Source organism: Bradyrhizobium sp. JR4.1 (assembly GCF_040548605.1).
GTDB lineage: Bacteria > Pseudomonadota > Alphaproteobacteria > Rhizobiales > Xanthobacteraceae > Bradyrhizobium > Bradyrhizobium canariense.
Genome location: NZ_JBEPRY010000035.1, coordinates 1 through 24,336 on the forward strand (window position 1 = coordinate 1; position 24,336 = coordinate 24,336).

The following is a 24,336-nucleotide window of genomic DNA, read 5'->3' on the forward strand; positions in this document are numbered from 1 at the left end:
TGTCCGATGATGGGCTCGATGGCGGAGCGGCGCCGGAGCTCGCGCTTGATGGCGCCGAACACGCCGCGCTTCTGGCCCGAAATGAAGACGCGACGTGGATTTTGAGCATCGTGGCCGCGGTATCCCTTGTCGACATAGGCCCGCTCGATCGGACATCCGGTGAGCGTCTCGGTGCGGTCGATGACGTCCCGCAGGGTATGACCGTCGTAGGGATTATCGGGCAGCGACCTGGCGTGCAGTACGAACAGGCCACCGGGCGCCCGGCGGTTGTTGGTGACGATGGAGGCCTTCACGCCGAACTCGTAAGGGGCGGCGGCCTTGCCTTTGCCGATGCATTCCACCTCCGGGGCATGGAAGGAATAAAGCTTCCAGCCGCGCTGGCGCTGCTGCTGCGAGCGGATTTGCACGGCCCGGCCAAGCGGGAGGGCGAATGCCTCCTCCAGTGCCGGCTGGCCCTCGATCTTGCGGCGGATGTCGCGGATGATGCGGCCGAGCCGGCTGCGCAGAATGCGCAACTGCCGCTGATGCCGGCTGAACTGTTTGGCATGGGCGTAGCGGCCCGCCATCATCGCGGCGGCCTTGCCACACGAGAATAGGATTGCCGCAGCCTGACGGCGTGCCTTCTCGCCAGGCGGTTGAGCCCCCTTGATAGCCGCATGGAGCAGCTTGGCATCGGTCGGAAAGGTGATGGCCTTCGGCTGCACCGTGGTGTCGACGGTGACGCGCTTGAGGTCCTGGCCGCGTAACGCGCCGGCCTCGTGCGCCACCCGCAGGCTCTCCGCCAGCAGCAGCTCCAACTTGTCGCCGAGCCGCTTGCGCCAATGGCTCAGGTCCGAGCGCTCGTGCGGGAAGGCATGCTGAAAGAACTCTTGCCCGGTGAAGAACTGGAAATACGGGTCGTGAACCCAGCGCTCGCAAACGCCCTCATCGGACAGCCCGTAAGTGTGCTTGAGCAACAGCAGCCCGATCATGAACCGGGTCTCGATCCCGGGCCGGCCATTCTCGCTGTAGAGCGGCGCGACCTCGCCGTCGATCCAGTCCCAATCGATCTTGCCGGCGAGCTGAACCAGCTCGTGCTTCATGTTGATGATCTGGTCCAGCCGCGCCCGGAACAGATCGTTCGATCCCGTCGTCTTGTGCTTCTTCGGCCGCATCGTTCCCTCCGATGCACCACAGAATCATGGGCCGCAGGGAAAGGGAATCCAAAAGCGAAATTGCAGGGTTTGGCGGCCTCAAGCCCCCAATCCCTGCAATCTCAAATGCCGCCGCAACCGGAAAACTGACTCCTGCTCAATCGCTTAGAGCCTTGTTCACAGACGACTTGCTAGGCGGTGATCGGCCGCAGCGCGCGTTCGCAGCATTGCTGATTGGCAGGGCGCTCGTCACTCAACTCTCGCGACCCCTGCCACGCGTCTAATGATCCCGGCAGACCGCGAGCGATGCGTCCGTCCTCGCTCACGTTCACGATCATCCCGGGGCCCGGATCAGCATTGATCAAGCGAAGGCTGATCGAAGAACCGTCGGGCTAGATGATGATGTCGGCGGTCTGCTTAGGACCGGCTATTGCGGTTCGCTGCTCGCCAAACGAGCTTGCAGGTCGACGATGGCAGCATCAAGGACTGCGCGAGCGTCGGAAGCCGTAGTGGAAACTCCTCGCTCGTGAGCCGTCGTTTCGAAAGCGCCTCAATTGCGCGTCTTTCTAGCGCAAACCCGAGGCTTCTGTATTCGACCGTTCGCAGGCCCACAGCACTCGGGCGGCAGGCGACCGTTAGCGCACATCTATTCGCATCGAGCTGAGAGATAATGAACGCTAGCAAATTTGCACCAGCCCGTCGCGCGGCTATGGAAACGACGGTCGAACTGTCAATGCTTGTCCGATTTCGCACAGCGTACGATGTCTGTTCGGTTCATAACGCCGGTGATTGTTCGCGAACTATAGACTATTTTCAACTGGCACGACCGTTGCTACAGACGTTGGTGCAGAGCGGCGGCAACACTGTGAAGAGGCGGCTGAATGCATTTAGGAGTACAGGATGGGCGATGTTCTCGCTACCGAAATTCAGGATGCCGATTATGCGGGAATAGCTAAGCAATCTTTCACGCTCGCCTGACGGGAAGCAAGACGCCTCTAGTCATCACACTGCGGGACAAACTGAAAACGAGAAGTCGAACGCGGACATGGGGCACCATCGTCTAACGGGTTCGCAGGGGCCAGAAAGGAGAAATCGTTGGTATCGCCACGCAAGGGCGCTGATAACAGGCGGATGCTTTGCCCCTCGCCAGTCCTCTCGATACACTTCGCGTTCGACTCCACCTCTCCTCGATGCCTCTTCCAATTGGCATGCATGGAGAAGGCGTCGCCATCCTAACGCGGCCCCCACTTTATTCGGTTGCAGGAGAATTCGATGGATCTTGTATTCACCAAGGAAGAGCAAGCATTCCGACATCAAGTCCGGCAGTTTCTGCGCGACACTGTATCGCCGCAGCTGCAGCGCAAGATGATCGAAGGCCGCCATGTGTCGAAGGAGGAAATGGTGACATGGTGGCGCATCCTCAATAAGAAGGGGTGGAACGTTAGTCCCTGGCCGAAGGAGTACGGCGGCACAGGCTGGAGTTCGGTTCAGCATTACATCTTCAGGGAGGAGCTGCAGATGTATCCGGCGCCGACGCCGCTCGCCTTTGGCGTCGGCATGGTCGGCCCCGTCATTTATACCTTCGGTAATGAAGCGCAAAAGCAATATTACCTACCGCGCATCGCAAACGTGGATGATTGGTGGTGCCAGGGTTTTTCGGAACCCGGCGCTGGCTCGGATCTCGCCTCGCTCACGACAAAGGCCGAACGCAGGGGCGACAAGTGGATTATCAATGGCCAGAAGACCTGGACGACGCTCGCGCAGCATGCCGACATGATCTTCTGCCTCTGCCGCACAGATTCTAGCGCAAAGAAGCAGATGGGCATTTCCTTCATCGTGTTCTGCTTGGATTCCAAGGGCGTGACGGTGCGTCCGATTCAGACCATCGATGGCGGACATGAGGTCAACGAGGTCTTCTTCGATGACGTCGAGGTGCCTTACGAAAACCTAATCGGCGAAGAGAACAAAGGCTGGGACTACGCAAAGTTTCTGCTCGGCAACGAACGCACCGGCATTGCGCGGGTTGGGGTCTCCAAGGAGCGAATCCGGCGCATTAGGGAGCTGGCCGCAAACTTCGAAAGTGGCGGCCGGCCTATGATCGAGGATTCCATGTTCCGGGAGAAGCTCGCCATCTCCGAGATCGAGCTGAAGGCACTCGAGCTCACGCAACTGCGCATTGTCGCGGACGAAGGCAAGCACGGTAAGGGCAAGTCAAATCCTGCGTCGTCCATGCTTAAGATCAAGGGCTCACAAAGCCAGCAGACCGCGACGGAACTCTTGATGGAGATGATCGGGCCATTCGCTGCGCCCTATAGCGAACATCCCGATTCGCCCGATGAAGCAGTGGACTGGACCACGCAGATAGCGCCGAGCTACTTTAACAACCGCAAAGTCTCAATCTACGGCGGCTCCGACGAAATCCAGCGCAACATCATTGCCAAGGCGGTGCTTGGGCTCTAACCCCTCTTTTACACCGATGGGACCGGCAGGAGGTCCACATCTGTCGCCTGGAGAAGCTTAAAATATGGACTTCAATTTGTCCGAGGAGCAGCGGCTCCTCAAGGAAAGCGTCGATGGACTCTTGACCGATGTCTACGGTTTCGACGAGCGCAAGAAATATTTGAAGGAGAAGGGCGGCTGGAGCAGAGTGGTCTGGAGCCGCTTTGCTGAGCAGGGTCTGCTCGGACTCCCTTTTGCCGAAGCCGATAGCGGGTTTGGTGGCGGCGGCGTGGAGACTATGATCGTGATGGAAGCGTTCGGCCGAGCGCTTGTGGTCGAGCCTTATCTCGCCACCGTTGTGATCGGCGGCGGTTTCCTGCGGCATGGCGGTTCGAACGTGCAGAAGGCAGCTCATCTGCCTGAGATTATTGACGGTAGCAAGACCTTTGGATTCGCGCAACTTGAAAAGAGCTCTCGCTATGATCTGAATGACGTGACGACCTCCGCGAAGAAGAGCGGCGATGGATGGGTCATTGACGGCGAAAAATTTGTTGTTCTCAACGGCGAGAACGCCGACACGTTGATTGTCACCGTGCGCACCAAAGGCGCTCAACGCGATAGCAGCGGTATTGCGGTCCTTCTGGTGCCTACCGACGCGCGAGGCATTTCCAAAAGGTGCTACCTGACCCAAGATGGGCTGCATGCCGCCGACGTGAGCTTCACAAGTGTCGAGGTGGGCAGCGCAGCCGCGATCGGCGATCCCGAGAACGCGTTGCCGCTGGTCGAGCGGGTGGCTGACGACGCCCGCACCGCGCTTTGCGCGGAAGCGGTCGGCCTGATGGACGAAGCGCTGAAGGTGACAGTCGATTATATGAAGACGCGAAAGCAGTTCGGAGTGCCAATCGGCTCGTTCCAGAGTCTGCAGCACCGCGCCGCCGACATGTTTGTGGCGCTCGAACAGGCGCGCTCGATGTCGATGTACGCCACCATGGCCGCGGATATCGATAATGCTGCCGAGCGTGCAAAAGCCGTCGCCGCGGCTAAAGTGCAGATCGGCAGGAGCGGAAAATTCATCGGTCAGCAGTCGATCCAGCTTCATGGCGGGATCGGGATGACCATGGCGGCTAAGATTGGCCACTATTTTAAGAGGCTGACCATGATCGAGAACACGTTTGGCGATGCGGACTATCACCTTCGTCGGGTCAGTGAGACAGGCGTGTTGGCGTGATTTGTGGTAGCTAGGGCATGTCACCAAATTCCACTTCGAACTCTATTCTGGAGAATGAGGGGCAGCATGGATGCTGCGCCCCTATTCGTAGGCACTCGTGAACGCGCTCTGACACCGACCGACGCAGGGAGACACTTCGGCTTCGGATCGGCCCCTCCTGTGTAAAGAAGTGAAAGAATTTGAGGCGGGAGAGGAGAGGCGTTCCGTCCGGCGAGATCGGTGGTCACAACAAGTCGGTTCTGTCCGGTGCCAATGCCAACTGACTGCGCCAGCGTGTTCGCTTGGGGCCATCAGCTTGCGGAAGTTGACAAAGGAGTTGGTGACGCGCGGGATCAAGACGGATCTGCGGGCGGTGGGGACGTTTGTGCACGCCGGAGTGCTGAGTTTCAAAAAGCGATCCTGCCGGCCGAACGTGAACGCCCCAACATCGCCCATAATTCGACGCGCTGGAAGGCCCACCAAGTCAAAATTGACGCTTAACTCCTGATCTTTGTCAACGAGGATAGCGGACCATTTGTCGGATCACCGCGCCATTCTTCTGCTCGACAAAGGCCTGATCGTTCTTGCGAAAGGAGAACTCGTCGTCAGGAATGCGGCCCTTTTTGACACCGCTCGATACTCTGTAAAGCCGCGCCGAAACAGACTGCAGTTCCGCGCGCGTCGCCAAGGGCAATTTCCTCATCGCCGGCTCTACGCTCCGTTGCCATTGGGGGAACAACTTACGTAACAGAATAACTCACTAGTTCAGGCATTTCTGACGAGGCAATGCGGCTTCCCATCCAGATTGATGGTGTGGAACGGCCCCGTAACCGACAGCATCAAAGTGCTAAAACGTGGTCGTTGCTGGCAACGCCACAAGGTAGGGAGCCGTTCCGTGAATCAGATTAGCACCATCGGCCTGGATTTGGCCAAGAACGTTTTTCAAATACACGGCGCCGACGCCGAGGGCGCGCCGATCTTAAATCGAAAACTGCGTCGGGCCGAAGTGCTGCGCTTTTTCGAAAAGCTTCCGCCGTGTCTGGTCGGCTTGGAGGCGTGCGGCAGTGCCCATTATTGGGCGCGCGAGATTGCGGCGCTCGGTCACGACGTGCGCTTGATCCCGCCGGTTTACGTAAAGCCGTTTGTGAAACGGGGCAAGACGGACGCTGCCGACGCCGAGGCGATCAGCGAAGCTGTGACCCGCAAGACCATGCGTTTCGTTCCGATCAAATCGGCCGATCAGCAGCGGCGGCCATGGTTCTGAAGACGCGCGCTCTTTTATTCCGCCAGCAAACTCAGGCGATCAACGCGCTTCGCGGGCATTTGTCGGAGTTGGGCATTATAGCCGCCATCGGCACGGCGAAAGTAGCAGAGTTGATCGAGATCGTGCGTGACGATGAGGACGTTTGCCTGCCAAAAGCCGCCCGCTTGGCTTTGGCCGAAATCGCCGATCAGATCGAGGCATTGACGGGCCAGATCGATAAGCTCGAACGAGGGATCGTCGGCGAGGTGAAGCGTGACGAGGACATGCGGCGGCTGATCACAATTCCGGGCGTTGGAGCGATCACGGCGGCTTCCGTCAAAGCCGTCCCGGATCCCGAAGGATTCAAATCCGGCCGTCACTTCGCCGCCTGGCTGGGACTGACGCCAAAGCCTCATTCTAGCGGCGGCAAGGAACGGCTCGGCGGCATATCGAAAATGGGCAATCCGACGCTCCGCTCGCTGCTTGTTTGTGGCGCGACGTCGATCCTGCGACGCGTGAAGGGCAACGAGAAAGCGCCGCGGTGGCTAATCGCGCTTTTGGCGCGACGGCCTTTCAAGGTAGTCGCGGTCGCGCTTGCCAACAAGATCGCGAGGATCATCTGGGCGCTCCTCACCAAGGGCGGGAGCTGTCGAAATACTGGCGCAGCAAGCGGCGCAGCACGTGCCTGAGCCGAACGACGACCAGAACAGACTGCCCGGCGCGTAGCCGGACAGAGGCGAGGTGCATAATAGACGATGACCCCACGGGACGAAATCCCGAGGCGAGAGAGGCCGGCGCGACAATGCGCTTAAAGCGCGTCAGATTGATCAGCCCCTCGCGTCGCGAATTTCATCGAGGCCAGCGGTCCACGACCGCGCTGAAAGGCCGGACATATGACCGCACCGGTCCCGGAGGACGAAATGTCTAAAAAAGCACTTGCCCGCGGGGCCAATGGTATGGACCCCGCCCTTGCCGCGGTGGAATCTCAAGCGTCAACTGCAGCGAAGGAGGATGTTATGCAGGTCGTTCGGATAGGTCTAGATCTGGCGAAGTATGTCTTCGAAGTTCACGGCGTCGACAACCACGGGAAAGTCGTTGTGCGAAAGAGGTTACGTCGCGATGCGGTGGCCGGCTTTTTCACCAATTTACCGGCCTGCCTGGTCGGCATGGAGGCTTCCAACGGGGCACACTATTGGGCTCGCGTGCTCACGGAGCTTGGCCATCAGGTCCGACTAATCAGCCCTCAGTTCGTGACACCATACGTCAAGTCGAACAAAAACGACCAGAACGATGCGGAAGCCATCTGCGAAGCGGTCGGTCGTCCGTCCATGCGCTTCGTGCCACCGAAATCAACCGATCAGCTGGCGGTACAGGCCGTCCACCGCATTCGCCGGCGCCTGGTCGCCGATCGAGTCAGGCTCGTCAATCAGATTCGCGGTCTTCTGTCCGAGCATGGGATTGTCATTGCCCGTGACATCGCGCAGCTGCGGCGTGGCCTCGCGGTCATCGTAGGAAACATCAATGACGACCTCAGCGAGATGCTCCGAGCGCTCATGAGGGAACTGCAAGAGGAGTTGTCCGAGCTTGATACCCGCATTGCAGCCTATGACCGGCGGATAAGGGAAATCTTCCGTACGAGTGAGCAGTGCCAGCGGCTCGGCAAAATCGAAGGCGTCGGACCTGTGACAGCAACAGCCTTGGTCGCCGCCGTGGGCGATAGAAGCTGTTTCAAGAACGGCCGACAGTTCGCGGCTTGGTACCCAAGCAGCGATCCAGTGGAGGGCGGGCCCGCTTGTTCGGCATCAGCAAACGGGGCGATCGATACCTGCGGACGCTGATGATTCACGGAGCTCGCGCCGCTTTAAGCCGTGCTAATGGCAAGCAGGATCCGCGAAGCCTCTGGCTCGGCAAGATGCGGCAACGGCGCCATCCCAATGTCGCGGCCGTGGCTCTTGCCAACAAGAACGCGCGGATCGTGTGGGCTATGCTCACAGGCGGCGCGGCTTATGAGCCGGCGCTTTCGGTGAAGGCGGCCTGAAGCGAAGCGGCAATCAAGGAAAGGAGGTCTCACCGGCAATTGCAACAAATGGCAGGAGATGGCGAAACGGTCACCCCGTCGCTTCCCGAACCTGATGTGTGGACCGGCACGGCTTGCGCCGATGTCTCGGGGCCGTTGAGGTGGAAGCGGGCGAAAACCATCGAGGCTCGCGGCGGAGACGTTGTCCAGCCGCATCAAGAAGCCGGATATACGTCAGCAGTTGTGGCCGTCGATCCTGATCAAGCCAGTCGTTGCAATCGGGCGGGGTCCATATACGTTCCACATATGTCGCGCTATAATAAACCCCGACAATGCAGCGAAGGCTGCCCGGTTCGACGCTGCTTGGTTTGTGGCGAAACGTCCGGACAGCAAGACCGACTGGGGCCACATACAGGAGCGTTGGCTGGCGTGGCGGCAAGCTAAGCTCAGCCGCTGCATGTGAGCGACGTCGGTTCTGGCGGGCTTCGTCATGGACCAGGCCAACACATTGAGTCTGCTTGGCTGCCGCTGCCTGGATGCATCTTTCTCGTGGTACTTGTAATTCTGCCTCGTGCGGCCCTTATTGCTTTTGTTTGGGATGGGAAACCGAACGCTGGGGATCTTTCAGCACATCGGCTAGCATAGTCAACGAAAGGTCGACCTCTAACGTCCGTAATGCTATTCCTCTGGTGCTGATGCCATGTGTTGAATCGCGTGCCGACTCCGTCATCAGCGAATCCGTTTTGCGTTGCCTCATTACCCGAACCCATCAAGAGCGCTGCCCGCCGAAGCTGCGGGTGCCCAGACGCCCCACTGGATCGCTTTGATATCTGATCTCGCAAAGGGACGCCCCAGCTAGCTATTCAATCGAAGTGCTAGCGATCGTCAGTATCCGATTGTGGTCGTCTATGGCTCGCGCGCAAACAACGAGCTTTCCGAGGCACCGAACGCGAAGAGGAACTAACTGCAGCGGCGCCGCTGCAGCTATCGCCTACGGTGTCGGTGAAAGCTCAAGCGCCTTGCACCCAAGGCGCGGTGCTAGAGCGCAGGTTTGTCGTTGACCTCCTCGGCCCTGGCGCGCCTCCCCACGTTGCGTAGCGTTGGACTGAGACAAGCATAGGCAAGCAAGCCAGCGAGCACAACGGACTCGAGGAGAAACGGACCGCGAGGGAAAACCTCGTAAAGGCTCACCGCGAACGGCGCGAAAAGCACATTAACACCACTGATCGCCCCAATAGCTCCGGCCACACGGGCCTGCTCTTTCATCGGAACGGAAAGGGACGCGCCGACGATGAAGCCCGGTCGGGCCAAGGAGAAGCCTAGGCTCGCCAGGGCATAGCCCAGGATAGCGATAGCATAATCTGACGAGAGGGCGACCGAGACGCTGCCGAGAGAGGCCAGTCCGGCACCCCACCGCAGTAGGGCTTTCGGCGTCATGCGGAAAATGGGGATGAAGGCCCAGAGCGCAAGCAAACCGGCGAGAGCCCCGCAGACCATCGCAATCTCGATATGGCCTTGCGCTATGCGCAGCAAGTCCGGGGATGGGAGCTCAGGTAGCTCTTTGCTCGTTTTGTCGATGATAAGAAAACCCAACGTCTGTGCCAGCGCATTCTGGCAAACGAAGAGCAGGAAGCCGTAAGCGAGGAAGGGGACAAAGTTGGAGCGGAGCCACGGCGGTCCACGCGCCGTCTTGTCACTCCGGAGCGGTGGCTTCGTCGCCAAGATCGGCGCCTCATCTAGATAGCGGGCGACAATAATCAGCATTGTCGTGGCGATCAGGGCAAACGCGTACAGCGGCCCTGCGTATCCAAAGTTTTCGATGATGAAAAGTGGCGCCAGCACTGGGCCAACCACGGTGCCAAGGCTAGAAGCCCCAGCGATGCTGGATATCCACCGCGTGCGGTCGGCAGGGCAGGTGCGCTCCGCGATGTAGGTTTGATTCGCCGGGCTGGTGGCCGAGCCGAAGAGCCCATAGATCGCGCGACAGACGAGGAAACATCCGAAGATGATTGTGGGAGTAGTCAAATGGGCCAGGCCGGCGCTTACCACCAGGCCGCAGAGCACCATGGAAACCGCAAATCCAGCAAGGCCGATGATCATGAGGGGTTTACGACCACGCAGATCAGATTGACGAGCCCAGAAGGGTGAGGTCACAGCCCACAATAGGGAGGAGAGCGAGAAAATGGCCGTCACCATCCAGTCCGCGATGCCAATCGAGCGGCCGATCGACGGAAGCACTGACTGCAAGCCAGTATTGCCAATTGCGGTAGTTATCGAAAGACAGAAGATGATAGCGAAGGCGCGGCGCGAAAGCCTGGGCATATCGGACATGTGGCGTTCTTGCTAACCCCGCTTGTTGCGAAAGTATTGGTCCGGCCGGCGTCCCACGTCTGTCAAAAGGGAAAGCAAGCCATCGAAACGCAGCTTATGCGAGTTCCGCGGCCGAATTTTCGTGTGGATCGTCCGTGCTTGCCGAACTTCGGCGTCTTGGACGTAAATTCAGGTGAAAGTCTTCTTGCCGCAGATCGGCAACGCTACATTCCACGGTACCGGTGCCCATTGCCCATGCTTACCTTCTAATCACGGCTATTTTTCCGGTAATATCCGCACTCGTTACTTACTTGTTTTTTCATCGCGGCCCCGCAAAATTTGAAGCATGACCCACGCGAACGACGAGCCATGAGCGCTTCCTGCAAAGGCGCGATTAAGTCGTGGTTTGAACGCGAACGTCTTAAGCGCTGCATTTTCGAAAGCCGGCGCGTAGCCACCACTCTTAAGGCCAGCCTATTTCAGCGCGTGCGGGTTCACGGGCGAGCCAAAGCCGCCGGTAACCTCCAGAGGCGGAGCTGCAAGCAGGAAGCTGTACCGTCCGTCGGCGGCGCAGTCCGCTGCCAGCGCCTCCAAGTTGAACATCTCCCCAAGCGGCATGCCCATGTCTCGCAGCGCCAGCATGTGGAAGGCGAGGGGCATCTCCGATGCCAGCCCCTCTGAATCCAGGATCTCGACAGCCATGTTATCCGCGGCCACGGCGGCCAGCGACTTGTCATGAGCCCATTCGGCGCAGGTATAGCTGAGGCCCGGTTGTATCCCCATAAAGCGGTCGCGGTCGCCGTCCGCGGTGAACCACAGCATATGGCCAGTGCGCACCAAAAGGATGTCACCGGCTCCGACGCTCACGCTCTCCTTCTGGCAGGCGGCGTTCAGATCGTCGACCGTGATCGCGTAGTCGAGCGGCAGCCGCTCGACCCCCTTTAGCCGTGCGATATCGAGCAGCACCCCGCGCGAAACAATGCCGGGGGTTGCCAGATGGTTGATGCCCATCTTGAGCGCGCCGTTTTCGGTGAGGCATTCGCGCGCGTTGCAGCCATTGTAAAGATGGCCGTCATAGTGAACATGGCCGAGCGCGTCCCATTGCGTTGAACATTGCAAGGGCATGTGGATGACGTCATCGGAGTAACAGACGTCCGGCGCGGCGGGGCTCATGGGGGTGAAAAGGTCGGTCGCGTAGACCATCGGGTTGAACCGCTTGCGTCCCAGCTGAGGCCCGTGCCGGTCGAACCGCAAACCGAGATTAAAGAGCTTGCCAACGCGCACCTCGGCGGCTGCGTTCTTCAGTGTTTCTGGCCCGATGTGGTTAAGCGTGCCGCGCTGATCGGCTTCGCCCCATCGCCCCCAGTTGCGCAGCTTGTCGGCAAGAAAGTCAAAATTGACGGGCCGCATGGCCGGCTCCTTGTTTGTCGCGAAATTATGGGCCGCCTCGGCCCTGTTCGATGGGATGCCTCTAGGCTGGCTTGACGTTCTTGGTTGGCCAAGCGGCGCCATCGCGAACTATTGTGTCGTCGCGAAGCGCTTCTTCTGCGTGAGAAAGTTACCGATTCGCGACAATTCTGGCCGCTTAAATCGACCGGCGTCCTGACGAATTTCTGCGCCCGATCGCGTCGATGCGCAGCTTTCCTACCAGTGTGCCGCGCCTCGTGACGTGCTCAGCAACTGATCGATTGGGTGAGCGCATTTAGGAAATGAAAACGCAACAGCGTCAGCGGGCTCTCGCCTTCAGCCGCTGCCGATTCGCCGCAGCTGAACAGTGTCACTCAGGAAAGCGAGATGTAGGCCAGTTGCTCCGCGCCAAGTCAGCATTTGGCAGCCGTTGATCATCTAGAGTGCCTGGACGTGCTCGATTACGCGAACCTTGAACCTGTGAAAGCCGTTTGCGGACTGCGGCGGCACTTTGCGTGGCTGCTTAGCCCGCTCAACTCGGCTGATCGACGATATCATATTGCCGCTACCAACGCTGATATCCTCGCTCGTTCCCGATGATTGGTTCTGACGATATTTCTGACAGCGGGGTGAGGAGGAGAAACTCGCGAGAGACCACGCCAAGATCATAGGTGGTATGGCCGACAAAGCGGACCCGTTCACCAGGAGGAAGTAGGTAAGGCTTCCGGAAAAATCGGATTTATAGGAGGCGGTCAGGAACTGTGACATCGAAAGCCCAAACATGGTCATCGCAAGGCTCGGGCTCGACCGCCGATAGATCCTATGCTGACACATTAACAACGAGTCGGCTAACTCATTGAACACTCACGATCCGGCGCTGAAAGAACGCGTCGGATTTGACCTTAGGAACGAGTCATTTGGTCGTGTCGGGCTTTAGGTCCGAGTCGTTTCCTGCAAGTTTTTGATTTTACAGTAATCGCTAGCGCGCGGAGAAAGCCGTCCGGGGCTACTCGGCGGCGGTGCGGATCTCGTATGCTAGTGCGGTCGATTTGGTTGGGCGAACTGGATCGGCATTGCCGTAGTGGCTACCACGGTCCAAGCGGATAAAGCCGCGGGATAGGAAGCTGGTGGAATAGGCGGCTGAGCCGCGCAGCCAGATGGCTGCAATGTCCTCTGGGAGCCTCTGAGACCCCCGGTATTGCCGGCGAGCAGTGGGGTCGGCGCGCGCTTAGGGAGGATGGCCTCGGACCATTCGTACAGTTCCCCGCCTAAGTTCGCCGAGCAAGCGACGGCCGCCGATCCTCCCGACGTGCCCTTGAAGGGGACCGCGGCCGGTTCAGACGCAGTACAAACCGAGGAGTGACGGTCGAGGGTCTACACTAGACTGCGAACCGGGATTGGCTCGCGATGATCGACCGACCTTCTCCAAGCCAGCGCGTTTCGGCTTTGCCAGCTGGGTACCGCATCGCTGTGGTCCGCCTGGAGGCAGCGGCATCCCGGCGCCGCCGGACTGCTCTCGCGCGATCGCAACGCGGCGATCACCAGCTCCTGCCGCTCGAGCTTGCGCGTGAGAGCGTCGATTTTGCCACGACGCGGCCCAATCAGACCGGGACGCTGATGAGCATTTTGGCGTTGAGCGACCGAACAGTCTGCGACAGGAAACCACACCCCCGGCGAAGGCTTGGTATGAAATTTCTCACATTATCCGAACGCTGTGCGTGCTATTTTTACAACGTAACACCAAAAGTTGAAAGGCATTTTGACATGGACATTTTAAGCGTCAATAAACTTGCTCTTGATCTTGTCGCCAGGGATTTCAGCGACGGCCACAACGCCAACAATGGCGGCCCAACGAAGACCGCGCGAGCGCTGGCCATTATCCATCTGGCGGCGCGCGACGCGTATGCCAAGGTGACGGGTGTCTATCCTCCGAAGCTCGCCGGATTGCCCAACAAACCGGCGGGCCTTGGCGCGGGCGATGACGTCGGAAGTAGTGCGGTCATCGGCGCCGGCATCAGAGCCTGCACAATTCTCTATCCAGATTTCAGCGGATTTATCAACGAGCAGTCGGCTCTGATTGGCAGTGGCGTGAGTGTCGAGGCCATGACTTATGGTTGCGAGATCGCCGAGAAATGGATCGCAAGCAGGCAAAATGATGGATCGGCACTACCGCAAAACGACGCCATGTACAGCAGCGATCCGGGCCATCATCGACCGGACCCGGTCGCCAAAGGGCCGTCCTTCGGTCGCACTTGGGGCCTGTGCCCGCCGTTCATCCTCACCAACGTTGCGACCGACGCGCCGCTCGGGCCGCCGCCCGCTCTCAACTCACAAGACTATGCCGACGCGTTCGATGATGTATTCGTTAATGGACGTGACAATATCACCGAGCGGACGGCGGTGTTCCGACGACACGCTACCGTCGGAACTTTCTGGGGCTATGATGGATCAAACAAGCTCGGCACCCCGCCCCGGCTCTACAATCAGGTCGTCGTCAAGAGCAGCGCATTCACGGCTTTGGCGCATCCGGCCAAGATCAACGTCCTGGCCGCCATCAATGCGGCGATGGCGGACGCGGGCATCGCGGCCTGGTACTGGAAATATGTCTATGATTTCTGGCGCCCCGTGGCGGCGATCCGGGAGGCTGACGCCGGCTTCGGACCGAGCAAGCTCGGCGACGGCAACACGCTCCGCAAACACAGAGGCGACCCCTTCTGGAAGCCGCTTGGCGCCCCGCGGAGCAATCCGGTCGCTCCACTGAAGGCTGGAGCGGAAGGCGATAACTTTACGCCCAACTTCCCCGCTTATCCGTCCGGCCACGCGACCTTCGGCACGGCCTGCTTCGAAACTTTCGCGGGCCTGCTGGGTAAGAAGCCAAAGGACATCAGCGTGACCTTCACGTCCGACGAGTTGAACGGCATGACGACCGACAACACGGGCGCCATCCGACCGAATTGGGAGCAAACCTTTACGCTGCAGGATGGGATCGAACAGAACAAAATCAGTCGCGTCTATCTCGGTGTGCACTGGTCGTTCGACGCGAGCGGCGGCGAGACTGTCGGCAAGGCCGTGGCCGCCAAGGCCGTGTCAGCGTTCAAGTAGTGTCTCGCGACGCGCGTCGGATCACAAGTCCGGCGCGCCTCCTCTCCAAAGCTTTTTGCAAGTGTTGCCAACGTGGCGACGAGGTGCCAGGGCATTGGTCACCTTCATCCGACGAAGTCCGAGGAACCGTCGTCGGAGTCCGAAAAGGTCTCGTTCAACCAGCTCAACCGGAAGACCGACGACCGCATCAAGTTCGCTACTTGATCCGTCCCTGCTACCTCACTCCGGACGGCAAGGTCGGCCACAGCATTTGCCGTCATCCGCGAAACCATTCGCGAAACGAACAAGGCCGCAATCGGTCGCGAGGTGCCGACCAACCGCGAGCACATCATCGCGCTGGAGCCGATGGACAAAGGCCTGATGGGAACGCTGCTGCGCTATCCCTATGAGGTCCATGCGTTCGCACTCCGGCTTCCCCTTCGCGTCCAGAAAGCTGAGGAAAACCGAGGAGCGGCACGCCGGTACGTCAAGCGCTGCTGGGCAAGGTAGTCCGCGAACGTGGCGCGTTCGGCTTGCTCATATGCTTCAAAGGCGCGAGACACACTCTCGCCGTTGACGATGAGCCTCGCAATAGCCGTGCCTTTCGCCAAAGCAAGCGGGACGCCCCTTCCGGACAAAGGATCGTAGCTGGCCGCAGCTTCCCCTATGCAAATCCACCCCTCCCCGCGGATCACTTGTCGAAGGCCGCTGTTGGCCGGATGACCCACCAGAGGAAGGTCAGTCGGGAGCGTCTTCGAAAAGGCGCTGACGAGTCTTGTGATGGCGAGTTGAGCGCGAAAATATTCCTTCTTCGCCGCCCACGTCCTCGGAAGGAGATCGGCATCTGTCAGGAAAGCAACGACCGCCTGGCCATGCGGTAGCGGCGCCGCATACCACCACCCGTTCTGTCCCGCCTCGATTACCAGGTTCTGCTCCGGCGAGCCGCTCGACATTGGGCCATACATCAGAAGGGCGACCAACCGATCCGTCGCGGTCCGTTCATATGGCCCGATCGGCCCCTTCGCGCGCCCGGTCGCCTGAAGGACGAGAGGGGCAACGACACATCGGGATTTCCGCTCCCCTCGATCAGCGAGACACCATCGATTGCCGGAGCGCTCCGCGTGCAATTGCCGCCCCAAGCGGGTGACGGCGACACCCGCGCGCTCGGCCTCGGAAATCAGCCAAGCCTCGAATCTGGGCCTGTCGATCAGAGCGCCCAGACCATATGGACTCACCATCCCGTCGGACTCGACGAAGCCCTCTTCGTCCCACGACGATACGTTCCCCGCTAGAGCCAGGGAGTTCAATGCATCGAACGCGACGTCGATGCCGAGTTCAGCAAGCGGAACGCGAACACGAGACTCGATGATCTCGCCCGGCTTGCTTCCATAGGTCCGCGCCCGGTCAAAGAGAACAACATCGAATCCCGCACGAGCCAAGCCAATCGCCGCCGCGCACCCGGCGGGTCCCGCCCCGACCACTGCCACGTCCGCGACTTGCAACTCTATTACACGCCTGTATCGAGGGCAGGGTCGCGGTCCGCTTCCGCAAACCCGGCGCCTGTTTTGACGATCACGCCGAGCTGCGCGAAGTGATCAACCATGTTCTGATGACTCTGCGGATTCTCCTCATTGATGACTATCAATCCCCGCGCCCACGCCGGTCCGGCGGAGCCATCTGCCAACCGGCCCGCGATATCGGGTCGCTGAGCGGGCCACCAGTTGCCGGCGCACTCGGTGAAATCGGCCTGCCATGGGCAGGCCATTCGCGACGAGACAAGGCCCGGTGCGATTGGCAATACCGTCCCATCGTAGTCGGTAAAATTGCCGCGGATTAGTCGGCCCAGTTCGGCATAGATGGACGGCTGGCGAAGCACCGTTCCCGCCTCTATGCCCGGAAAGAACCCGCCGCCGACGCAGTGCTCCAGGCTGGCGCGGTCGAGGACGGCAGCCGGGGACGGGCTGGGGCGCGCAGCGTCGGCGTGCTCTTGGAAGGTACCGTTGACCCAAGCCTCGAGAATCTGCGATTGCCGATCTGTGAGCCGATAATCGGACATCTGCGAAGCCGCCGCCAGCAACAGGTCGCGCACCGTCCTTCGATCTCCTTGCCCGCTCGCGGCGTTGCTTCCCGGGTTCGGAAGCGCTTTGAGCTTGTCCCGGAATCGCTGCCAGTTCGGCTTGGTATTCACGAAGCAAATATTAGCGCCACGTTGCAGGATCGGTTCGATGTCCTGCGGATAAGTCAGCGTGCCCGGCAATGGGACGTTGGTCGCCTGTTCGGCGATGTCGAACAGAGATGTCACAGGATAGACGTCCGGCGCGAAGTCGGGCGGTGCGGTAAACACCCAAGCTCCAACAGCGGAGACCGGCGCTTGGCCCGTTAAGGTGATCGTGGCATCGACCGAGCCGTCGGCGATATCATCGTACCAGGTCGGATTGTTCAGGTATTCAGGCATTGGCCTTGCCGGCGTGGCCCAACTTGCCGAACGACCTCTGCCGGCCAGGACCACAAGGCGCCCCACTGAGTCGGTGCGGGCCTCGCCAATGAAGATATCTTGACCCACGATCCGTCCCAAGGGTTCGGTGCCCGGCGCGGGTCCCGCGTTACGTCCGTTCACGGCGAGATTTACTGTGGTTTTGAGATCCGCTCGAGTGTAGCCCGGTGGCGGCTCGTTGCGGTTATCACCACTCGGAACGATAGTCCGCTTGCCGTCAGCTCCAATGACGGCCTGCATCCGTTTGCCCTCGGCCTTCGATGCGGTCAAAGTTACGGACCATTTGATATCGGCTTCCGCAAGGGTGACCTCGCGAACGAGTGTGACAGTCCCGCTGGCCTCGTCGCGATCGTACTCGTAGATCCGAAATCGAGCTCCCTGCCGTCGCATGATTTTGGCCGCATCCTTGTAGCCGCTGAAGGCGACCTCGTTGCCCGCCGCATCTATGTCCGTGGGTGCCGCGCCTAGCGCTTCTCCGGCCAGGAAGTAGCCGTGAGTGCTCGGACCAACTCGGGCAAATCCTATGCCCGGATGAATCTTGTAGATTTTCGCCATGACGTGTGCCTCCCGCACCCGAGTTGTGACCACGCTAAGCCGGCAGCGAATCTAAGAGAGGTTTGATCGGATCGTCGAGCGTGTCGCCGATGCTGGCGGCGGTAATTTTCAGCGTCGACGAGGCATTCGATTGATCCACTTCGCTAATGACCTGGTGCACCTCGGCCATCACATCGCGCGCCCGACCGGCAACCTTCTGGAGATCGGGAGCGAGCGGTGTGCTCGGCGCGGTGAAAGGAAGGCCGCAGACCTTTCCCTGACTTTGATCGGACACAGCAATGGACGAGAGCGTTCCAGCCAGCACGCTCAGGCAATCGCGCATCGCTACTATTGCGGCCTTCGCGGGCTTGGCGCGGATTTCGGGCGTCGTGGTCTTAGGCAGGAGAAGATGCGCCGCAGTGCAGAGCAGTACCAACTCGTAAACCTTGTCCGCCATGAGTGCGAAGAGCCGTCCATCGGCGGACGTTATTTCGTCGCCGGGCGCGCCTTCGTTTCCGGCATAGAACGGATTGACGGCTACTGGCAGCGCCAGGTCGTTGGAGGCCTTCGCGAGGCGCCACGCTTCAACGAAACGTCCGAAATGGCTTTGAGCGACATTGCCGAATCCCTCGCCCTGTGCGGCGATCTCCGCAATCGCTCCGAGCGCGGAATCCCTGCCTGAGATGGGATCCACTATGACGCTCGTGTAGTTGCCCCTCCACTGCTCTGGCATCGCGCTTACATCTCTCGCGTCAATGACGAAGCCATCTCGTACGTGGCGACCTCGGAGGTCGGCGTTGGCGGCCATATCGGCGACCGGAAACCCCACCCACGGCTCTTTCGTTGGATCTGGCAAAGGATCGTCGTTTTGACGCAACAGCCAATAGATCTTGGCGTAGAGTAGACCGACCCGATGTCCTTCGACCGGCTCTCCTGCGGAGTTGTCTGCTTGGGCTATGAGATCCGGCAGATCGGGCTTCACGTCAGGCGGCACGAGGGCCGGATCGGGCATCTCGGCCACCGCGTACTTGGCAAGGGAGCCGACTGAGGCTGCCTCGAGCCTGAATGGAAATGGTCTGAAGCCGTTCCCCTGACCCCACCTGCCGCGCCCGAAGGAAGGAGCGGATCCGCATGCCGCCAGGAGATTCTGGACCGTGACGAAGTGGCCCATCTCTTCTATGGCGATTAGCCGAACCGCACCGGCAGCGATCAGAACCTTCAGCGAATACGCCGCATAGAGGTACTGAAGCATCAGACCTTGCTCTATTTCGGCCGCCTCGTTGAGAAGTTGGACGAGCTCGTCCTCCGGCGACATGTCCGTTGCGGGAACACCAAGTTCGGCGAGTGACCGTTCGAACGAGAACCTGGAAAGTCCATCGTCGCGGCGGAAGGGCAAAAGACCTATGAGCTCCCTCATCCGCGCGCCCATGCCTTGCTTGCGCGCCAGCTGATAGAGAGGTCTCGTCGACACTCGCACCCAGCGGTAGTCTGGAGAGACACGCGGATTGAACATACCGCTCCCTTCGGCGAGGCGCCGTCGTTAGCCTGAAACCAGCGATGATCGATTACTTTTGATTGGCCGGAATGGCAGCGTTCATAGCTTGGACTTCGATCGTCTCCGGCCGCTCATGCGTCGCGATCAGAATGAACCGTGCTTGAGCTTTACTCGTGTTCTCGATCCAGTGAACGTAGCCCTGCGGCACGAAGGCGGCATCACCTGGATGAAGCGGGATCACGTGATGGTCGCCGTCCGGTCCAACGATCCCGACTTCGCCATTGCCAGAGATGCAATAATCGAGCTGCGCGGCGTTCGGATGCAAATGAGCCGATCGCAGCTCACCGGGCGCCATATCCAGATCCTGAATGGCGACGCCTTTGAGAGCCGGAAAATTAGCAGACGATATACGAAAAAACCGTTCGTTCTTCGGAGCAGAAATCGAACGCGAAAAATGTAGATCTGACATCAACGCCTCCCACAATGTGATGCGCCGGGAGTATCATTATAAATAATCACCCTGTGGATGTATGTTACTACTGATTGTAATTTTTCGTCAATTCATTTTTGCGTTCCGGGCCAAAATCTGCGAATTTCTTCAGCCATTTGAACCGGAACCCCGGAAGGTTGTAGTCGAAATGGAAGCGCCGGCCGGCAAACGCAGCGCGAACACACTTCAAGACCGATCGAAAGTCCTCGTCGTCGTGATCGCAACTATTGGAGCTGCATCGATTCGGGGGAGTGCGCGCCAGTTGATCTCGCGCAAATCGAACTGAGAAACGGGTAGAAGGCGGAGCCTCTTGGTCGGCCGATGATCGGCCGATGTGCAATCGTCATTCCAGCCAGAAGGGTTTCAACCGGCAGTATTGCAACACTGCGGTCGTGCACGGATGCAATAATGCCGGCATCGAAGCACAAATGACGGAGGAAACATGTTTGGAGTCCAGAACCAGACCGATCCCGCGGTTTTGAGCCAAGGAAAGCAGGAGGATGTTGGCACAGGCGTTTTCGCCATTTCCGATCCTACCTCACCGGATTACGGCGCGACCACGAAAGTCCTAGTCGACAAGATCACTTATCAGGAGTGCGTCAAACGGGGACTGGCAACCGTCGCGTTCAAGTGGGTCCCTCATAAGAATGGCGCTATGAATCCCGAACTAAAAGACAGCAAATGCGCCATCGCCGGCGCGAGGTGCGTGGATCGATGCGCGCCTCCGGGCTGCATGTGCGTCAACGGTGTGTGCACCTAGCGATGGTCCGCTTCACACTCCTGCTCGCCGCAGCCATCGCCCTCGCTGTTGCGGCAATCGGTGCTGCCCTTTGGGCCAATGCGCAATTCGACTTCCTTCCGACCGTCACGGCTGCAGATAAGCTAGAGCTCATGAAATTACTGCCGGCCACGTTGGCGGTAGTCGCGAGTATTTTCACGGCCGCGGTTTCCCTGCTTTCTGTTCGGCTGCAGCGGGAATCAGCTACAAAGATCGAGACGTTGAGGAGCGATTTCCAGAAAGATTTGGAGCGCTTCAGGAGACGGATGGGCCTGGCAGGCGCGGACGCGGACAAGGCTAGGGAGATGCTCGACCGCGTGAGATCCTCCGCATCCTCTTATCATGCGGAGCTCAAACGTCTCGAGACCGGCCACTTCAGCCCTGTCAAGGTTGCCGAGGCCGAGAAGGCGGCCGAAGTGATTGGGGGCGAAATCCCGCGAGACGCCTCGTATCTCGAGGCTTGGTATCGGTTTTGTCAGCAGGGTTATTGCATGAGCGACCTTGCCAAACGAAAGAACTCGACTGCCGAGCGAAAGGCGATCTGGCGGGAGGAAGCACGCCTGCTCGGTGATCAGCTCGAGACTCTCATCGAGCGGCTGCGGCAGGATGAGGCCGACATCCGCGAGCGCGAGCTCGCGTCCGATGCGGCAACTGAGAGCACGTAGCGCTCCAGTCGGATCCTTTGGTTCTCCGCCATCGGCGGCTATTTACGCGATGGGTCCGGCCACGCGCTCGGTCCAACCTATGGATGGAGCAAAAAGGAAAGCTCCCCCCGTAGGGATCACCCATTGAGAAAGTGCGGAAGTCGCGACTACCCTTCCGGATGGGCCGTCAAAGAAGTCGGCCGATTTGGACGCGTGGTCCCCCGAAGCAGCGAGGTGCTGTCCAACCAAAAGATCGTATCCCCCGGCCGTCGGCGCAACATCGCTATTCATCCAGTTCTTATTGAGTGTCACGAATTGGTCATTGATCGACCTCTGGTAGGCTAGAAAGAGAAGTCCGCGATCCGTCGCATTGATGGGATTGGTGGGCGTCTCGTGATCGTAGGCCTTCCCAAAGGGAATTCCACGCCGAAGCATCTGAAAGCTTCTCGTTTCGTCGGGACCGCCTTTGTCAGTGGGCAGATCCCTCGGATTGACCTTGCGGATATGCGCCCAAACAGGACAGCTCCTTCCTTGTTGGAATTGCGGGTCACCCGCGGCGCCGGGTATTTTCTCTCCCGTTGCGAGTGTCAGGTCGGGCAACGTGCGTGAAAAGGCGAAATAGTTCAAAGCAAGATCCGGATCCAAACGATTTGGATCCGCGGGCGCGCGCATCAGCGGCTGACCAGAGGGCCATCGGCCGACGATGCGCGAGCGCAATTCGAGTCCGGAGATGGTACGACCTATTGCGACCGACAATTCGCCGGCCATGATATCGGCGTCGGCATAAAAGCGACGGACGTCCTGACGCAAGCGGCGGAAGACCAGAAACGATCCATTGCGAAGATCTCCATCGTCGTCGCCGAAAATAAACTGGGTCGGATCCTGGAGCGGCTGGCCGGGTTTGCCGAAGGCGGTACCCTGATCGTCGGGAATTCCATATCTTGTGGTGATGAACCGCGAAGCGCCGTCGACTTTCACGGTACCGAAGAGACCTGGCTGCGAGATGCCGTCTTGGTATCCGAAATGTTCCTTGTCTCCCTTTAGTAGCGTGCCGACGTCGCGGTAAAACGGCACAAGACCAGATGCCGATATCTCGTCTATCGTAGCTTGCGCTTTCGCCTCGATGTCTGCGTCGGCTGCGAAGATCAGAAGTAAGTCAAGCACATGTGCCGGACCACCAACCAGCCAGTTCGCGGGCGCAGCCGGGTTAGCGCTTCCGTCATCTAGTGTCTTGCGCGTACTGTCCCCGGTGAGAGAAGGCACCATACCCGCCTCGAAGGCCAAGTCGGCATCCCGCGCCGCCCCTATACCGAGAGCGTCTGTCGCACCGATTCCGATAGCGTAGTTAAGCCAAAGATCGTCACGCGTCGCGGGATCTCTGCCGGCGAGGAAGGCAGCTTTCCGCTCGTCGCGATGATCCAGAACGGCCGCAAGCGGCGTCAGCCGACGGGCGATGATCGCCGCGACCTTGCGCAGGCTCATTCGATCCGTACCGCGAAAGCCGACGAGCAGTTGCTGCTTGCGACGAAACCCCGGAACGATGTTACCTTGGATGTCGTACGCATCGAGTACCGGTTCAATCATGTAAAAGGCGCGACCTCAATTTCTTGCTGGCTGGCGCAGGCACAACGTTGTCAATTGGTAGCGCGGTGGTCAGAAGGTGCGACGCCGGCAGGAGACCCGGATAAGCTTCTACCGTCTGAGCGGCGCACGGTGCGCCACCGCGAGGCTGATCAAGATTGATGTCCTTGATGTGTCCTGGTTGAGTCCCCGCCGGCATGCAGCAATGCCCGCGGCAAGAAACGAGTTTGGGAGCGGCGCCAGCCGCTGGAGCGACCTTGGCATACAGTACCATGTCGATGCACTCGGCGATCTGGCCGCCGAACTCCAACTTGATTCCCTTAACCTTCACCTTGTCCAATCCGAAAGGGCTGTCCGCGGGCGGTTCAACTATCGCCATCAGGCCGAGATCGGCGCTCCCTCTAACGAAGTTGAACCAATGGTCCAGTGGTTCGTCGTTCGGACCGGTGAGAGAGCCCTGCTGCAGCCCGCGCATGTACAGACCAACGGGATCGGCGAGAGTGGCCAATTGCGCAACGGCGCCCGGCGCGACACCGAGGCACGTGGTGTTTACTCCCCATCCGATGGTGGGATCGCTGCTGCGATTGGCATTGCCATAGCCCGCACAGCAGATTAGCGGTCGCACCTCCGATACGCGTTGACCTTTCGAGTCCCGCCGCGGCACGCTCGCGACGGCGGCGAGATTGATCTCAGCGCCGAGCGTATTGGCCCAATGGGTCAGGTGCATCGCTCCCTTTTCGGTATTCCAAACGTTGAACGGATTATATTCGCCTGCCTTCAACAGCATATCGTCGTCGTACTGGAGATCCGTGGTGAGAAGAAGGTCCCGCTTCTGAACGGCAGGATCGACGAGCTTCTTGTAAAGGTCGACGACTGCGTCGATATCGTGCTTCGCGACTTTGATCCAGTATTCCGGCCCCTCGGCGGTGAATACGACCCTGTTCTGATAGGCGTGCCACTCGCAGTACTCGTCCTGCAGCCTGAACTTGGTCGTTACCTTCTCGGGAGCGTTCCTCGGCGTGTAGATATCGATTGATTGCAGCACATCGGCCGCAGCCCACGCCTTTCGCCTGTTGCTGCCTGAGGCTCTGGCGAGGCTGAGTGGAAATCCGTTCCAACCGATGGGCACCGGTGCGCTCTCGGCCGGCGTGTCAACCTCGGTGAAGAACAGGGGGTGATCGCCAAGCCCCGCGATATTATTGCGGAACGTAGTCTCGATAAAAGTATGCCAATCGTCGAGAAAGGCGCCTCGGCTGGGGCGGCCAGTGAGATCGTCCATTGATCCGGGCGGCGAATATTTGAACATCTCAGTATCCCTTGATTGAAATCGAGAACGGAAAAAGCCGGCCGACCGCAGGTCTTGCGAGCGGACGGAAAGCTGCACTATCGTGGATTGCAATGATTTCGGCAAGCCGTTTTATGGGATGGCTGTACGTTTACCGTTTCGCAAAATGTACGGTGATATGAAGTGCGAGAATGAGAA

The 24,336-nt window shown here is 59.5% G+C and carries 14 protein-coding genes and 3 pseudogenes; 7 read left to right on the forward strand and 10 right to left on the reverse strand.

All coding sequences use genetic code 11. The annotated features are described in order from the left end of the window. On the reverse strand, positions 1–1,154 hold a 1,154-nt coding region (locus ABIB90_RS37615; RefSeq protein ID WP_354202528.1), incomplete at its 3' end, for an IS5 family transposase. 1,251 nt (positions 1,155–2,405) lie between these two features. Here ABIB90_RS37615 and pimC point away from each other — a divergent pair. Both pimC and pimD read left to right on the forward strand, forming a co-directional pair. Then, a complete protein-coding gene (gene pimC, locus ABIB90_RS37620; protein WP_354202529.1) occupies positions 2,406–3,593 on the forward strand; it encodes a pimeloyl-CoA dehydrogenase large subunit in 1,188 nt (395 codons plus the stop codon). Positions 3,594–3,657: 64 nt separating this feature from the next. Then, positions 3,658–4,800, forward strand: a complete 1,143-nt coding sequence (gene pimD / locus ABIB90_RS37625; protein WP_354202530.1) for a pimeloyl-CoA dehydrogenase small subunit — start codon at positions 3,658–3,660, stop codon at positions 4,798–4,800. A 493-nt stretch (positions 4,801–5,293) separates the two neighbouring features. Here pimD and ABIB90_RS37630 read toward each other — a convergent pair whose 3' ends face one another. Further along, on the reverse strand, positions 5,294–5,467 hold the full coding sequence (locus ABIB90_RS37630) for a hypothetical protein (RefSeq protein ID WP_354202531.1): 174 nt from the start codon (positions 5,465–5,467) through the stop codon (positions 5,294–5,296). 207 nt (positions 5,468–5,674) lie between these two features. On the opposite strand from ABIB90_RS37630, the pseudogene ABIB90_RS37635 reads away from it, so the two are divergent. Further along, positions 5,675–6,711, forward strand: a pseudogene (locus ABIB90_RS37635) (IS110 family RNA-guided transposase). Positions 6,712–7,038: 327 nt separating this feature from the next. After that, positions 7,039–8,060 (forward strand): annotated as a pseudogene (locus tag ABIB90_RS37640) (IS110 family RNA-guided transposase). Between the two features lie 1,017 nt (positions 8,061–9,077). Here ABIB90_RS37640 and ABIB90_RS37645 read toward each other — a convergent pair. Both ABIB90_RS37645 and ABIB90_RS37650 read right to left on the reverse strand, forming a co-directional pair. Further along, the gene (locus tag ABIB90_RS37645; protein ID WP_354202532.1) at positions 9,078–10,370 is read right to left on the reverse strand and encodes an MFS transporter; all 1,293 of its coding nucleotides are present in this window, start codon (positions 10,368–10,370) and stop codon (positions 9,078–9,080) included. A gap of 453 nt (positions 10,371–10,823) precedes the next feature. Next, positions 10,824–11,759, reverse strand: coding sequence for a cyclase family protein (locus tag ABIB90_RS37650; protein ID WP_354202533.1), 936 nt, complete (start codon positions 11,757–11,759; stop codon positions 10,824–10,826). A gap of 1,404 nt (positions 11,760–13,163) precedes the next feature. On the opposite strand from ABIB90_RS37650, the gene ABIB90_RS37655 reads away from it, so the two are divergent. Together ABIB90_RS37655 and ABIB90_RS37660 are read left to right on the forward strand one after the other, a co-directional pair. Next, entirely contained in the window at positions 13,164–14,858 is a 1,695-nt protein-coding gene (locus tag ABIB90_RS37655) for a vanadium-dependent haloperoxidase (RefSeq protein WP_354202534.1), read from the forward strand. A 191-nt stretch (positions 14,859–15,049) separates the two neighbouring features. Beyond that, positions 15,050–15,257, forward strand: a pseudogene (locus ABIB90_RS37660) (Ku protein); the annotation flags it as partial. On the opposite strand, the gene ABIB90_RS37665 reads toward ABIB90_RS37660, so the two are convergent. Genes ABIB90_RS37665 through ABIB90_RS37680 form a run of 4 tightly spaced genes read right to left on the reverse strand, consistent with a single transcriptional unit; the run spans position 15,242 to position 19,829 of the window. Continuing rightward, positions 15,242–16,324: an NAD(P)/FAD-dependent oxidoreductase gene (locus ABIB90_RS37665; RefSeq protein ID WP_354202556.1), complete on the reverse strand. Its 1,083-nt coding sequence runs from the start codon at positions 16,322–16,324 to the stop codon at positions 15,242–15,244. The pseudogene ABIB90_RS37660 and the gene ABIB90_RS37665 sit on opposite strands and share 16 nt — an antisense overlap. A gap of 20 nt (positions 16,325–16,344) precedes the next feature. Further along, the gene (locus tag ABIB90_RS37670) at positions 16,345–17,886 is read right to left on the reverse strand and encodes a LodA/GoxA family CTQ-dependent oxidase (RefSeq protein WP_354202535.1); all 1,542 of its coding nucleotides are present in this window, start codon (positions 17,884–17,886) and stop codon (positions 16,345–16,347) included. Positions 17,887–17,920: 34 nt separating this feature from the next. After that, on the reverse strand, positions 17,921–19,378 hold the full coding sequence (locus ABIB90_RS37675; RefSeq protein ID WP_354202536.1) for a ferritin-like domain-containing protein: 1,458 nt from the start codon (positions 19,376–19,378) through the stop codon (positions 17,921–17,923). 52 nt (positions 19,379–19,430) lie between these two features. Next, positions 19,431–19,829, reverse strand: a complete 399-nt coding sequence (locus tag ABIB90_RS37680; RefSeq protein ID WP_279668549.1) for a cupin domain-containing protein — start codon at positions 19,827–19,829, stop codon at positions 19,431–19,433. A 702-nt stretch (positions 19,830–20,531) separates the two neighbouring features. Here ABIB90_RS37680 and ABIB90_RS37685 point away from each other — a divergent pair. Next, positions 20,532–21,293: a hypothetical protein gene (locus tag ABIB90_RS37685; RefSeq protein ID WP_354202537.1), complete on the forward strand. Its 762-nt coding sequence runs from the start codon at positions 20,532–20,534 to the stop codon at positions 21,291–21,293. A gap of 42 nt (positions 21,294–21,335) precedes the next feature. Here ABIB90_RS37685 and ABIB90_RS37690 read toward each other — a convergent pair whose 3' ends face one another. Beyond that, positions 21,336–22,856, reverse strand: a complete 1,521-nt coding sequence (locus ABIB90_RS37690) for a Dyp-type peroxidase (protein WP_354202538.1) — start codon at positions 22,854–22,856, stop codon at positions 21,336–21,338. Continuing rightward, positions 22,849–24,159, reverse strand: a complete 1,311-nt coding sequence (locus ABIB90_RS37695) for a DUF8225 domain-containing protein (protein ID WP_354202539.1) — start codon at positions 24,157–24,159, stop codon at positions 22,849–22,851. Before ABIB90_RS37695 ends, ABIB90_RS37690 begins: the two co-directional genes overlap by 8 nt. Positions 24,160–24,336 lie beyond the last annotated feature (177 nt).

Coding starts and splice junctions, on each gene's coding strand:
- ABIB90_RS37675 (WP_354202536.1), bottom strand. CDS start 19,378: ATGTTCAATCCGCGTGTCTCTCCAGACTACCGCTGGGTGCGAGTGTCG.
- pimC (WP_354202529.1), top strand. CDS start 2,406: ATGGATCTTGTATTCACCAAGGAAGAGCAAGCATTCCGACATCAAGTC.
- ABIB90_RS37685 (WP_354202537.1), top strand. CDS start 20,532: ATGCGCCATCGCCGGCGCGAGGTGCGTGGATCGATGCGCGCCTCCGGG.
- ABIB90_RS37670 (WP_354202535.1), bottom strand. CDS start 17,886: ATGGCGAAAATCTACAAGATTCATCCGGGCATAGGATTTGCCCGAGTT.
- ABIB90_RS37695 (WP_354202539.1), bottom strand. CDS start 24,159: ATGTTCAAATATTCGCCGCCCGGATCAATGGACGATCTCACTGGCCGC.
- ABIB90_RS37655 (WP_354202534.1), top strand. CDS start 13,164: ATGATCGACCGACCTTCTCCAAGCCAGCGCGTTTCGGCTTTGCCAGCT.
- ABIB90_RS37645 (WP_354202532.1), bottom strand. CDS start 10,370: ATGTCCGATATGCCCAGGCTTTCGCGCCGCGCCTTCGCTATCATCTTC.
- ABIB90_RS37680 (WP_279668549.1), bottom strand. CDS start 19,829: ATGTCAGATCTACATTTTTCGCGTTCGATTTCTGCTCCGAAGAACGAA.
- pimD (WP_354202530.1), top strand. CDS start 3,658: ATGGACTTCAATTTGTCCGAGGAGCAGCGGCTCCTCAAGGAAAGCGTC.
- ABIB90_RS37650 (WP_354202533.1), bottom strand. CDS start 11,759: ATGCGGCCCGTCAATTTTGACTTTCTTGCCGACAAGCTGCGCAACTGG.
- ABIB90_RS37690 (WP_354202538.1), bottom strand. CDS start 22,856: ATGATTGAACCGGTACTCGATGCGTACGACATCCAAGGTAACATCGTT.